Source organism: Bacillus cereus group sp. BfR-BA-01441 (genome assembly GCF_022663075.1).
Lineage (GTDB): Bacteria > Bacillota > Bacilli > Bacillales > Bacillaceae_G > Bacillus_A > Bacillus_A cereus.
On record NZ_JAKUEU010000027.1, the window covers coordinates 17,397 to 28,744 of the forward strand.

Consider the following 11,348-nt stretch of genomic DNA (forward strand, 5'->3'; position numbering starts at 1 on the left):
TTTTTCTTTCTTATTATTTTCCCTTTATAATAAGGGAAAGAGGTGATACATATGGCCAATATAAAACAAATTGCTAAAACTGCTGGTGTATCGATATCAACTGTTTCTCGTGTCCTGAATAATCACCCTTACGTAAAAGAAGAAAAGCGTAAGCGTGTTCTAGATGCTGTTGAAGAATTAAACTACGCAAAAAATATAAATGCTGTCCATTTAATAAGAGGGAAAACATATACAATTGGCGTTATGCTTCCTTTCATTAACCTCCCCTACTTCAGTACGATTATTGAAGGAATCGGAAACGAAGCGTTATTAGCTGGGTATCATATTAATTTATGTCAAACGAATTACGATAGCATTGAAGAAATTCGTGTTCTTGAAATGATGAAAATGAAACAATTTGATGGGATGATTATTTGCTCCCGAACGAGCTCTTGGGAACAAATCGAACCTTTTGCAAAATTTGCCCCTATTATTTCATGTGAAAAAATGAAGCATCCCCTCATTTCATCCATCTACGTAGATCATTATGAAGGTTTCCGTCTTGGTACTGCCTATTTACTAAGTAGAGGCCATGAAAAAATCGGAATTTGTTTAGCAAGAAAAACAAGTGTAAATTCCATGGAGCGCGAAAAAGCGTTCGCCGATACACTTCGTAACGAAGGGAAAACGTTGCATCCTGAATGGATTTTCCACCAATGCTATACAATGCAGGACGGAGCACAAATACTCCATCGTATTTTAAATATGAAAAATCGTCCAACTGCTATTTTCACAGCGAACGATCAAGTTGCAGCTGGTTTATTAACAGAGGCTCGAAAACATGGTATTCGAGTACCTGAAGACCTTGCTATCCTTGGATTTGATAATCATGAAATTTCAAAGGCATTAGAAATTTCCACAATTGAACATCCCGGTCTCGCAATGGGCTCACATGCTTTTTCTTTATTCCATAAGCAGATCCAAAGCGAGCAAATTGTCGGCAGTGCAAAAGAACTTTCATTCCATTTAATTGAGCGAGAGACTGTCTAAAAAGAGCGTTACTTATAACGCTCTTTCTCAGCTCTTCACCTATTGACTTTATATTTCCCATCTCATATAATGAACCTAACGAACGGTAGGTAGGGGATGAAAATGACAGCAAACCGCATTAAAGCTGTAGCACTTTCTCATTTCGCACGCTACGGCTATGAAGGAACTTCATTGGCAAATATTGCTCAAGAAGTTGGGATTAAAAAACCATCGATTTACGCACACTTTAAAGGAAAAGAAGAGCTATATTTCATATGCTTAGAATCTGCTCTTCAAAAAGATTTGCAGAGCTTCACAGGCGATATCGAAAGCTTTTCCAATTCGTCCACTGAAGAATTGCTTTTAAAATTATTAAAAGGGTATGCAAAACGATTTGGTGAAAGTGAAGAATCAATGTTTTGGTTACGAACTTCTTATTTTCCGCCTGATGCATTTCGCGAGCAAATTATTAATAAAGCAAATGTACACATTGAAAACGTCGGAAAACTTTTATTCCCTGTATTTAAAAGAGCAAGCGAACAAGATGAGCTGCATAACATTGAAGTAAAAGACGCCTTAGAGGCTTTTCTATGCTTACTCGACGGTCTTATGGTTGAACTATTATACGCAGGTTTAAATCGTTTTGAGACACGTTTAGACGCTTCTTGGAAAGTATTTTGGCGCGGACTTTCAAACTGACGGATTGCTCCTTTGCAATGCGTCGTTTTTAAGCCCTTTACCTAACGACTGGTAGGAAGGAGAAATGACATATGGCATGGATTTATGTAATCATCGCTGGTATTATTGAAATATTTTGGGTGATTGGACTAAAAAAAGCAGAGGCACCACTTGAATGGGCTGGTGTTGCTCTATTAATTACAATTAGTTTCGTCTTATTATTTAGAGCTTATAAAGATTTACCTGTCGGCACTGTATACGCAGTCTTTACAGGAATCGGAGCTGGCGGAATCGTTCTTACAGAGATTTTCATCTTCGGAGAACCTTTCTCTATCGTAAAAGTTTTATTAATCGGTTTAATCTTCTTCGGAGTAATTGGTTTAAAACGAGTAACAGAAGAAAAAGAAGCGAAGGAGGCCGCATAAAATGGCTTGGGTATTTTTAATTCTAGCTGGTATTTGTGAAATTATTGGTGTACTCTTTATGAAAGTAGCCACTGAAAAGAAAGGCTGGGCACCAAAAGTTATTTTAATCGCTAACTTCGGCGTAAGCTTCTTCTTCTTATCTCTTGCGATGAACACATTACCGATGGGAACTGCTTACGCAATTTGGACTGGAATCGGAACTGCTGGAAGTGCACTTCTAGGCATTCTCATTTTCCGAGAATCAGCGGATTGGCGTCGTCTTGCTTTCTTAAGCTGTATTCTATGCGGCGCTGTTGGCTTAAAACTATTAAGCTAACGTGAGGTGAATGTCATGTGGAAAGAAAAAGGAAAGAAAATATTAGCATGGATCACACTGGGTATCGTCATTCTATTACAAATAAGTTTTCATATAATAGAATCATTGTTTCATAAAGTATTATCCATTCTCACATTCCTTCCTAACATGACACTTGAAATTATATCAATTGTTTGGTCCATTATCGCCTCCATTGCAATCGTCATTATATGGAGTATCGCCAAACTATGGAATAAGTTATTAAAAAAGGACAGTACTTCTGAAAAAGAGTAACTGTCCTTTTTTATATTCATTCAGACTTTCTGTAGAAGTTAGATGTGATAAGACAAAACAGACCAACTATGGCAATACTTATACCAACCCTTTTATGTAAACTTGGAAATAACGGTGGTATATCCGAGTAAACATTTGCTAATATGAGACCGATTGAAAATAAAAATATTCCTATTCTATATAACCATTTTCTTTTGTTCATCATTCTCCCCTCCTAACATTTTTCATACACTCCTTTCTTTTGGACATACTACCTAAAAAAAGGAGTGAATAATATGCAAAATTCTATACATAAGCAAATCCTATTTTTATTTTTCCTATTTCTTATTCTCGTTATCGTTTTCAGCTTTATATTACATACTCCAAAAGATGTACCAAATAGCGTTTCTTTTTATAAACTACTGCTCTCGTATTGTCGTTATTGAAGAAGGTGCCTTTTTTAAGGCACCTTTTAAAATTCTCTTTTTTCATATATTTTTACTGAAACGAAGATAGATATTATGAACATGCATATTGAACTAATGAATAACAAGCTGTTATATAGTTGAATTTGTTCTAAGTTGATTTGAAACAAAGCTTCTAAAACAACTATCGGTGCCATGAATATTACTATCGTAATGAAAATGGATTTCTTATACCCTAGCCAAAAGGCTATTGGTAAAACAAAGCTTAAATACAATAAAATAAAGCTAATACTAGCAACCATTGTCGTTTCAATAAATTCAAATAAGTTAACCCCGCTCTTCATTCCTATCGTGAAACAACCGACCGTTACACTTATAAAAAGAATAATTATTGCTACTATATATTTCGCATACACAATTTGTTTTCTCAATATTGGTAAACTATTTACTATAACTTCACTCTCATTTTTACTATCTGCTTCAAATGTTTTTACTGTTGCCCCAATTGTAATAATTACTGACATAATTATGAACAGATTTTCCGTATCTGTTAAGGCCATATAAAAGAAAACAGGATACAGTATGTACCAAATTAAAAATTTCCATTGAATGATGAAATCTTTTAAAATTAGTTGCTTGATCATGTATTACCCCTCCTAATATGAAAATGCCCCTTCTATAACTCTGCCTCCTGAAACATTTTCATTGAGAGGAACATTGATATGAATATACTTACTAACACTCCAATACTAAGAACACCCATTGCTAGTGTAGCCTCTTGAGAGTGGAGTACTTTTAACATAATTGTTTTATCACCAAAAATATTGCACATAAGACCAATCATACCCATTAAAGGAAAAAGCATAATCAAATTTAAGACAGTAATAACTTTATATCCCCCAATGTAATTAGTCGGTATCGTTACTGCACAATAAATCAAAGTTGCTACTATTGCTGAAAATATTACATACCCAGGCATAACTATATCTCTGTTCAATAAAATATTTCCTAATATTACGACTATAAAAGTTACACTCAAACCAGCCATAATAAATAATGTGCTTGAAATATATTTAGCTATAATTATCTCTTTTCTCGTTATAGGCAAACTCACTAACACTTTTTCTGCTTTACTTTTCTCGTCATAATAAAAAGAAATATATATAATCGTACTACATGTTATAAATACTCCTATTGCAATCCCCATTGGTTCGACGGAATTCTTAAAAATAGATAAAATAGGGATTAAAAAATAGAAAGGAAACATCTTCTTCTGTAAAAAAAACTCCTTCAAAATCAATTGTTGCATATAAATTCTCCTCTCTATAAATCACGCGTTTCATAAATTTTAATTGTAAGAAACATAGAAACGATATAGACACTAGCTAATATCATTCCTCCAACTATAAATACACCAATATGTACTGGATTCATAATCCACTCACTGAATGAAGATGTTGTTTCATTCAGCCCATCACTAATAAATATCCAAAGAATTACACCCACTCCTATTGATGCTGCTGATCCTATACTTCTTACTACCTTCGATTTTGTACCATAATAACTAGGGAAAAACGTGACAACAAAAAATGTGGCATAAACAGCTCCATTTATGACTTCATACCATGGAATTTCAATGTATAGATTAGGATGATATACACCGATATCACTAATAACCACAATACCCCTTATAAGAAAAACAACTAACATCGTAGAGAGAATGGCACCAACAATGAATATTGCACAGGAAATATATCTAGCAATTATGATATCCTTTCGACTTACCGGTAAACTATTTATAACAATGTCACTTTTATTTCTTTCATCCATAACGGTTAACGTCATAACCGATGAAAAGGTTATAAATAGACAACTCATTGGAAATAACAATTCACCACTTGCATCTAACATAAAGAACAAAAGGGGCATAACAAGATTCACTAACCAAATTACCCGAAAAAAGAACAAATCTTTATATACGAGCTGACGCATAGGCATCTCTTCCTTTCGCGGTGTAAACGATAATATCGTCTAATGTAGGCTTTTCTATTACAACCTCATTTCCAAACCAATCTATAATTGCTTGTTTATCCTTCGCTAAACCTTCAAAACCAAACTTATTTTTTCGTAATCCAACAAATAGTTCTTTTCCTTCTCGGTCTAATAAATCATTACTTCCTTTTACGATTACGTAGTTCTCCATTAAGTCGTCTTTTTCACCAGTAAATATAATTTCTCCATCGTTGATAAACGTAATATAATCTGCGATGCGCTCTAAATCTGTTGTAATGTGCGTTGAGAATAATACGGATACTTCATCTTCCATTACAATTTCTTGCAACATATCAAGTAATTCACTTCGAACAACTGGATCTAACCCTGCTGTCGGTTCGTCCATAATAATAAACTCTGCGTGGTGCGAAAGTGCGATGGCAATCGCAAACTTCATTTTCATCCCTTTAGATAGCTCTTTAATTTTTTTATACTTTGGAACTTGCAATCTATGTATATACGATTGATACTGCTCTTCGTCCCACTTTTTATATAACGGTGCAATAATACGCTTCATTTGTTCACACGTTAAATCTTCGTAATAATGATTTTCATCATATACAAAGCCGATATTTTGTTTTATTTCCTTTTCAGCTTTCTTATTGTCCTTGCCAAAAATTTTTATATCTCCGTTATCTTTTTTAATTAAATTCATAATCATTTTGATTGTCGTACTTTTCCCAGCCCCATTCGGTCCGACAAACCCCATAATATATCCGCGTGGTAACGTAAAACTTATATTTTTCACTGCGAAACCTTCATAACTTTTACAAACGTTTTTTAACTCTAACATCTCTTATTCCCCCTTATATAAACACGCAATCATCTGCTGCAATTCTTCAAGTGAAAGCTGCAACACTTTACTTTCTTTTACGATTTCTTCAGCCTTACTTTCCAATAGACGTAGCCGCTGTTCTTTTAATAGTGCATTATTTTTACGTGAAACATAAGTCCCCTTCCCAGCAACAGTTTCTATATATCCTTCTTTTTCAAGCTCCTCGTACGCACGCTTCGTTGTAATTACACTAATTTGCAATTCCTTCGCTAAGCTACGAATAGACGGTAATTGATCTCCACCCTTTAAAACACCATTTAAAATAAGCTGGCTTAATTGTTTTCTTATTTGCACATAAATAGGGTCTTGGGAAGAATTCGAAATAATAATATTCATGTTTTCCTCCAGTGTGTGTATATACTGTATATACCTTATATATACAGTATATACACATCATCCTATTTTTGGCAAGAAAAAAAGACCAACATTTTCCTGTTGGTCTTTCGTATATGTATCACTTTTCAAAGCGATCTAACATCTCGTCTCTCATTCCGAAACTTACTACTGCAATTCCTATATACATAAACAGAAGGAATGCCGGATGAACCGTGTTGTACCAGCTGCTGTCAACGATTAAGTAAATCGTTAATGCGACAACAAGAACAAACGCTAAGATAAACATATAAAAGTGTCTTGTACTACCCATGATAAACTCCTCTCTTCTCACTTCACCATTCAACAGTTTATTTTATCGAATAATTCGATATGACTCAAGGTTAACTTTCTGTTATGTAATCAAGTTCTACCTTTACAATGTCCTCACATGCTATTGAAATGATTGTTCCTTGTTTATCAATCGCCGTCACTTCTCTATTATCCATTACACGATTTGCTACTCTTTCTAACACTTTTCCTTGGTCTCGATAGCAAAATTCTTTTACATCTTTAATTGTTTCTCCATTTTCTAAATGGTATACCATTCTATAACATCGATATCCCACACTTTCACCCCCGTCTTGTTCGTTTTTTCACATATACATAAAAATGAGTAATCTTTGCCTCATCACATCTTCTTAATTTCAATAAAATTCTAACAAAAATAAATACTTTTATCAAACCGACTTTTTCAACAAAACTACCTATAAAACTACACCTTTACACCATTAGGAAACAAAAAATATATTTTTTTAACATTTTCTTCACTATTTCTGTATAAAGTGAAACTTTAATCAGTGGGGATTTTTGTTCATCCCCACTGATTATTAGTTGAACCAATCGGGCATTTACGGACAGTTTATCTCCCACCTGGCTTCTTTGCACCAGCTAAGTTTTGAGTTGGGAGTTTACTGTCCGTTAATGCGGGACAAATTATCCATACAAAAAAAGAACCCGCCTCAGCGAGTTCTTCTTTTGTTATTCTAATCAAACTTGTACAGGAGCTGGCTTTGCATAACGTAAAACTGGTTTACGTGCAGCCATCGTTTCGTCTAAACGTTTAATGACTGTCGTATGCGGTGCTTCTTGTACAACTTCTGGATTTTCTTCTACTTCTTTAGCGATTTGAATCATCTTATCAATGAAACCATCTAATGTTTCTTTTGATTCTGTTTCTGTCGGCTCAATCATAATACATTCTTCCACATTTAATGGGAAGTAAATTGTTGGTGGATGGTAACCAAAATCAAGCAGACGTTTTGCAATATCTAATGTACGTACACCAAGTTTCTTTTGACGACGACCTGATAATACAAATTCATGCTTACAATGTCTATCGAATGGAAGATCATAGAATGGCGCTAATCTTCTCATCATATAGTTCGCATTTAATACAGCATACTCCGTTACTGCACGCAAACCATCTGGACCCATAGAGCGAATATACGTGTATGCACGAACGTTAATTCCGAAGTTACCATAGAATGGTTTCACACGACCAATTGCTTCTGGGCGGTCGTAGTTGAAGTGATAACCACTTTCCGTTTTCTCTAAAATCGGTTTTGGTAAGTACGGAATTAAATCAGCTTTCACACCTACTGGACCAGAACCTGGGCCACCACCGCCGTGAGGACCTGTAAATGTTTTATGAAGGTTTAAATGCACAACGTCAAATCCCATATCTCCTGGGCGTGCTTGGCTTAATACCGCATTTAAGTTTGCACCATCATAGTATAATTTACCGCCTGCATTATGGACGATTTCTGCCATTTCTAAAATATTTTCTTCGAATAGACCTAATGTATTAGGATTTGTTAACATAAGTGCTGCTGTTTCTTCGTTTACAACACGTTTTAAGTCTTCTAAGTCAACAAGGCCATTTTCATTTGATTTTACTGTAATTGTTTCAAAACCAGCTACAGTTGCAGATGCTGGGTTCGTTCCGTGAGCAGAGTCAGGTACAATTACTTTCGTACGGTTAAAGTCACCATTCGCTTCATGGTATGCACGAATTAACATTAAACCTGTCCATTCTCCGTGTGCACCAGCTGCTGGTTGTAAAGTAACAGTATCCATACCTGTAATTTCAATTAAATGCTCTTGTAAGTCGTACATTAATTCCATTGCACCTTGTACTGTCTTTTCATCTTGCAGTGGATGAATATTTGCAAATCCTGCGAAACGAGCTACACTCTCATTAATTTTCGGATTATATTTCATCGTACAAGATCCAAGTGGATAGAATCCAGAATCAACACCGTGGTTACGGTTTGAAAGTGCTGTATAGTGGCGCATAATATCAAGTTCAGATACTTCTGGTAGCTCTGCATCTTCTACTCGAATATAATCGCTCTCAAACACATCTTCTAGTTTCACTTCTTCTACATCTAATTTGGGTAAGCTATATCCTATGCGTCCTTCTTTACTCACTTCAAAGATAAGTGCTTGGTCTTGGTTCTTCATTGGATAGCCCCCATTTCGTTTACAAGTGTGTCAATTTCCTCTTTTGTACGAAGCTCAGTTACTGCTACAAGCATATGGTTTTCATACTCTTTATAATCACGGCCTAGATCGTAACCACCGATAATATTCTTTTGTAATAATGCATCGTTTACTTCTTTCACTGGACGTTTGCAATCTACAACAAACTCATTGAAGAATGGTCCAGCAAATGTTACTGTGAAGCCTTTCGCTTCAAATTGACGTTTTGCATACTGTGCTTTAGAAATGTTTTGACGTGCCATTTCTTTCACACCTTGTTTGCCAAGTGCCGTCATTGCAACAGAAGCTGCTAATGCATTTAACGCTTGGTTTGAACAAATGTTAGATGTCGCTTTATCACGACGAATATGCTGTTCACGTGCTTGTAACGTTAATACAAATCCACGTTTACCATCTGAATCTACAGTTTGTCCAACAAGACGTCCTGGAATTTTACGCATAAATGCTTTCGTTGTTGCAAAGTAACCACAGTGCGGTCCACCAAACTGCGTTGGAATACCGAATGGTTGTGCATCACCGATTACAATATCAGCACCAAATTTCCCTGGTGGTGTTAATGCGCCTAATGATAATGGATTTGAAGAAACGATAAATAATGATTTTTGTTGATGAACGATTTTTTCAATATCAGCTAATTTTTCAACTTGTCCGAAGAAGTTTGGATATTGAACGATTACACAAGCAACTGTATCATCTACTTCACTTTGTAATACGTCTAAATCTGTTACACCATCTTTATGATTAATTTCAACAACTTCAAGATTTTGACCTTTTGCATACGTTTCAAGTACTGCTCTTGATTCTGGATGAACCGCGCTAGATACAAGAATTTTCTTTTTGCGAGTATGGCCAGCTGCTAACATTGCCGCTTCAGCTAAAGCTGTACCCCCGTCATACATAGAAGAGTTTGCTACATCCATTCCTGTTAATTCACAAATCATTGTTTGGAATTCAAAGATTGCTTGTAATTCCCCTTGTGAAATTTCCGGTTGGTATGGTGTGTAAGCTGTATAAAATTCTGAGCGAGAAATAACATGATCTACAATTACTGGAGCATAATGATCGTATACGCCTGCTCCTAAGAAAGAAGCGTATTCTTTTAAGTTAGCATTTTTACTAGCCATTTGAGATAGCTCTTTTAAAAGCTCTGGCTCTGATTTTGCTTCTTTAATTTTTAAATCCCCTTTAAAACGAACACTCTCTGGAATATCAGAGAATAATTCATCGATCGTTTGAACGCCGATCGTTTGTAACATTTCTTTTTTGTCTTCTTCTGTCATTGGAAGATAACGATGCAACATGAAATCTACCCCTCTCCCCGTTACTTTGAACGTTTGTAAAATGGTGTTGGAACAACTACTGCTTTGACGCGTTTATTACGAATTTCAATTTCTACTTCTGTATCAACTGCTGCGTATTTTACATCAACTAGTGCTAAACCAATGCTTTTCTTTAACGTTGGAGATTGTGTACCACTTGTTACTTCCCCAATTTTTTCTTCACCAATAAATACAGGGTAATGCGTACGAGGAATTCCACGTTCGATTACTTCGATGCCGACTAATTTACGAGGCGCACCGTTTTCTTTTTGCTCTTTTAACGTTGCTTTTCCAAAGAAGTCTGCTTCTTTATTTGTTTTTACCGCAAAGCCAATTCCAGCCTCAATCGGTGTAATATCTTTTGATAATTCTTGTCCATAAAGTGGTAATGTTGCTTCGAATCGAAGTGTATCACGAGCACCTAAACCACATGCTTTTAAGCCCTCTTCTGCTCCAACTTCAAGAAGTTTCTCCCAAAGTTTTGCAGCATCTTCACTCTTACAGTAAATTTCGAATCCATCTTCACCTGTATAACCTGTACGAGATACAAGTGCTGGAATTCCATCTACAAGAATATCGTTTTTAAATTTAAAGAACTTAATTTCTTTCAAATCTTCTGACACAACTTTTTGTAAAATGCCTTCTGCTTTTGGTCCTTGAATTGCAAGCTGTGCAACTTCACTAGAAACATTGACTACTGTCGCATCGCCAATTACATGACTTGCTAACCATTCGTAATCTTTCTCGATATTTGATGCATTGATTACTAATAAATAGTCTTCTTCACCACGTTTGTAGATTAATAAATCATCTACTGTACCACCATTTTCGTAGCACATAGCTGTATATTGTGCGCCCCCTACCTTTAAGGTAGATACGTCATTTGTAACAACACGTTGTAAAAATGCTAAACTATCTACACCTTTTACTTCAACTTCTCCCATATGAGACACATCGAACAAACCTGCAGCTGTACGTACAGCTTCGTGTTCTTCTTTAATGCTTGAAAATTGAACTGGTAATTCCCAACCACCGAAGTCGATTGTTTTCCCACCATACTTCGCGTATACATCAAATAACGGTGTACGTTGTAATGTAATCATGCTCTCTCCCCCTTATGCTTTGACAAATCAATAAAAGTTGCTTCCCTTTTCTAAACAT

At 35.6% G+C, this 11,348-nt stretch carries 16 protein-coding genes; 5 read left to right on the forward strand and 11 right to left on the reverse strand.

All coding sequences use genetic code 11. The annotated features are described in order from the left end of the window. The first annotated feature begins 51 nt into the window (after positions 1 to 51). From MR107_RS13525 to MR107_RS13545, 5 genes are all read left to right on the forward strand, one after another. Positions 52 to 1,029, forward strand: a complete 978-nt coding sequence (locus tag MR107_RS13525; RefSeq protein ID WP_001273985.1) for a LacI family DNA-binding transcriptional regulator — start codon at positions 52 to 54, stop codon at positions 1,027 to 1,029. 96 nt (positions 1,030 to 1,125) lie between these two features. Further along, the gene (locus tag MR107_RS13530) at positions 1,126 to 1,707 is read left to right on the forward strand and encodes a TetR/AcrR family transcriptional regulator (RefSeq protein ID WP_002005730.1); all 582 of its coding nucleotides are present in this window, start codon (positions 1,126 to 1,128) and stop codon (positions 1,705 to 1,707) included. 71 nt (positions 1,708 to 1,778) lie between these two features. Next, positions 1,779 to 2,111 carry a DMT family transporter gene (locus MR107_RS13535; RefSeq protein ID WP_000312339.1) on the forward strand — a complete coding sequence of 111 codons (333 nt, stop codon included), beginning with the start codon at positions 1,779 to 1,781 and terminating at the stop codon, positions 2,109 to 2,111. A 1-nt stretch (position 2,112) separates the two neighbouring features. Then, positions 2,113 to 2,427, forward strand: coding sequence for a DMT family transporter (locus MR107_RS13540; RefSeq protein ID WP_000312623.1), 315 nt, complete (start codon positions 2,113 to 2,115; stop codon positions 2,425 to 2,427). A gap of 15 nt (positions 2,428 to 2,442) precedes the next feature. Then, positions 2,443 to 2,700, forward strand: a complete 258-nt coding sequence (locus MR107_RS13545) for a DUF3975 family protein (protein ID WP_000265370.1) — start codon at positions 2,443 to 2,445, stop codon at positions 2,698 to 2,700. A 16-nt stretch (positions 2,701 to 2,716) separates the two neighbouring features. Here MR107_RS13545 and MR107_RS13550 read toward each other — a convergent pair whose 3' ends face one another. The 11 genes from MR107_RS13550 to gcvT all read right to left on the reverse strand — a co-directional run bounded on the left by MR107_RS13550 (position 2,717) and on the right by gcvT (position 11,290). Continuing rightward, complete coding sequence (locus MR107_RS13550) at positions 2,717 to 2,905, reverse strand: hypothetical protein (RefSeq protein WP_002164431.1); 189 nt, start codon at positions 2,903 to 2,905, stop codon at positions 2,717 to 2,719. A 246-nt stretch (positions 2,906 to 3,151) separates the two neighbouring features. Further along, on the reverse strand, positions 3,152 to 3,748 hold the full coding sequence (locus tag MR107_RS13555) for an ABC-2 transporter permease (RefSeq protein WP_046392992.1): 597 nt from the start codon (positions 3,746 to 3,748) through the stop codon (positions 3,152 to 3,154). A gap of 32 nt (positions 3,749 to 3,780) precedes the next feature. Next, the gene (locus MR107_RS13560) at positions 3,781 to 4,413 is read right to left on the reverse strand and encodes an ABC-2 transporter permease (protein WP_242292440.1); all 633 of its coding nucleotides are present in this window, start codon (positions 4,411 to 4,413) and stop codon (positions 3,781 to 3,783) included. Positions 4,414 to 4,427: 14 nt separating this feature from the next. Beyond that, positions 4,428 to 5,096, reverse strand: a complete 669-nt coding sequence (locus MR107_RS13565) for an ABC-2 transporter permease (protein ID WP_001249554.1) — start codon at positions 5,094 to 5,096, stop codon at positions 4,428 to 4,430. Beyond that, complete coding sequence (locus tag MR107_RS13570; RefSeq protein ID WP_242292441.1) at positions 5,077 to 5,949, reverse strand: ABC transporter ATP-binding protein; 873 nt, start codon at positions 5,947 to 5,949, stop codon at positions 5,077 to 5,079. The genes MR107_RS13565 and MR107_RS13570 overlap by 20 nt, the downstream gene beginning before the upstream one ends. 3 nt (positions 5,950 to 5,952) lie before the next feature. After that, positions 5,953 to 6,327, reverse strand: a complete 375-nt coding sequence (locus MR107_RS13575; protein WP_242292442.1) for a GntR family transcriptional regulator — start codon at positions 6,325 to 6,327, stop codon at positions 5,953 to 5,955. Between the two features lie 118 nt (positions 6,328 to 6,445). Continuing rightward, on the reverse strand, positions 6,446 to 6,637 hold the full coding sequence (locus MR107_RS13580) for a hypothetical protein (protein WP_000535933.1): 192 nt from the start codon (positions 6,635 to 6,637) through the stop codon (positions 6,446 to 6,448). Between the two features lie 70 nt (positions 6,638 to 6,707). Beyond that, positions 6,708 to 6,911 (reverse strand): DUF3929 family protein, encoded by a 204-nt coding sequence (locus MR107_RS13585; RefSeq protein ID WP_000262496.1) that lies wholly within the window; start codon positions 6,909 to 6,911, stop codon positions 6,708 to 6,710. 442 nt (positions 6,912 to 7,353) lie between these two features. Beyond that, positions 7,354 to 8,829 (reverse strand): aminomethyl-transferring glycine dehydrogenase subunit 2, encoded by a 1,476-nt coding sequence (gene gcvPB, locus MR107_RS13590; RefSeq protein ID WP_000795703.1) that lies wholly within the window; start codon positions 8,827 to 8,829, stop codon positions 7,354 to 7,356. Further along, positions 8,826 to 10,169: an aminomethyl-transferring glycine dehydrogenase subunit 1 gene (gene gcvPA, locus MR107_RS13595; protein WP_075677895.1), complete on the reverse strand. Its 1,344-nt coding sequence runs from the start codon at positions 10,167 to 10,169 to the stop codon at positions 8,826 to 8,828. The genes gcvPB and gcvPA overlap by 4 nt, the downstream gene beginning before the upstream one ends. A gap of 20 nt (positions 10,170 to 10,189) precedes the next feature. Beyond that, positions 10,190 to 11,290, reverse strand: a complete 1,101-nt coding sequence (gene gcvT, locus MR107_RS13600) for a glycine cleavage system aminomethyltransferase GcvT (protein WP_075677893.1) — start codon at positions 11,288 to 11,290, stop codon at positions 10,190 to 10,192. Positions 11,291 to 11,348: the final 58 nt, after the last annotated feature.

Excerpts from the sequence above, each read along its gene's own strand:
- MR107_RS13525 (WP_001273985.1), top strand. The coding sequence starts at position 52 with ATGGCCAATATAAAACAAATTGCTAAAACTGCTGGTGTATCGATATCA.
- MR107_RS13530 (WP_002005730.1), top strand. The coding sequence starts at position 1,126 with ATGAAAATGACAGCAAACCGCATTAAAGCTGTAGCACTTTCTCATTTC.
- MR107_RS13535 (WP_000312339.1), top strand. The coding sequence starts at position 1,779 with ATGGCATGGATTTATGTAATCATCGCTGGTATTATTGAAATATTTTGG.
- MR107_RS13540 (WP_000312623.1), top strand. The coding sequence starts at position 2,113 with ATGGCTTGGGTATTTTTAATTCTAGCTGGTATTTGTGAAATTATTGGT.
- MR107_RS13545 (WP_000265370.1), top strand. The coding sequence starts at position 2,443 with ATGTGGAAAGAAAAAGGAAAGAAAATATTAGCATGGATCACACTGGGT.
- MR107_RS13550 (WP_002164431.1), bottom strand. The coding sequence starts at position 2,905 with ATGATGAACAAAAGAAAATGGTTATATAGAATAGGAATATTTTTATTT.
- MR107_RS13555 (WP_046392992.1), bottom strand. The coding sequence starts at position 3,748 with ATGATCAAGCAACTAATTTTAAAAGATTTCATCATTCAATGGAAATTT.
- MR107_RS13560 (WP_242292440.1), bottom strand. The coding sequence starts at position 4,413 with ATGCAACAATTGATTTTGAAGGAGTTTTTTTTACAGAAGAAGATGTTT.
- MR107_RS13565 (WP_001249554.1), bottom strand. The coding sequence starts at position 5,096 with ATGCGTCAGCTCGTATATAAAGATTTGTTCTTTTTTCGGGTAATTTGG.
- MR107_RS13570 (WP_242292441.1), bottom strand. The coding sequence starts at position 5,949 with ATGTTAGAGTTAAAAAACGTTTGTAAAAGTTATGAAGGTTTCGCAGTG.
- MR107_RS13575 (WP_242292442.1), bottom strand. The coding sequence starts at position 6,327 with ATGAATATTATTATTTCGAATTCTTCCCAAGACCCTATTTATGTGCAA.
- MR107_RS13580 (WP_000535933.1), bottom strand. The coding sequence starts at position 6,637 with ATGGGTAGTACAAGACACTTTTATATGTTTATCTTAGCGTTTGTTCTT.
- MR107_RS13585 (WP_000262496.1), bottom strand. The coding sequence starts at position 6,911 with ATGGTATACCATTTAGAAAATGGAGAAACAATTAAAGATGTAAAAGAA.
- gcvPB (WP_000795703.1), bottom strand. The coding sequence starts at position 8,829 with ATGAAGAACCAAGACCAAGCACTTATCTTTGAAGTGAGTAAAGAAGGA.
- gcvPA (WP_075677895.1), bottom strand. The coding sequence starts at position 10,169 with ATGTTGCATCGTTATCTTCCAATGACAGAAGAAGACAAAAAAGAAATG.
- gcvT (WP_075677893.1), bottom strand. The coding sequence starts at position 11,290 with ATGATTACATTACAACGTACACCGTTATTTGATGTATACGCGAAGTAT.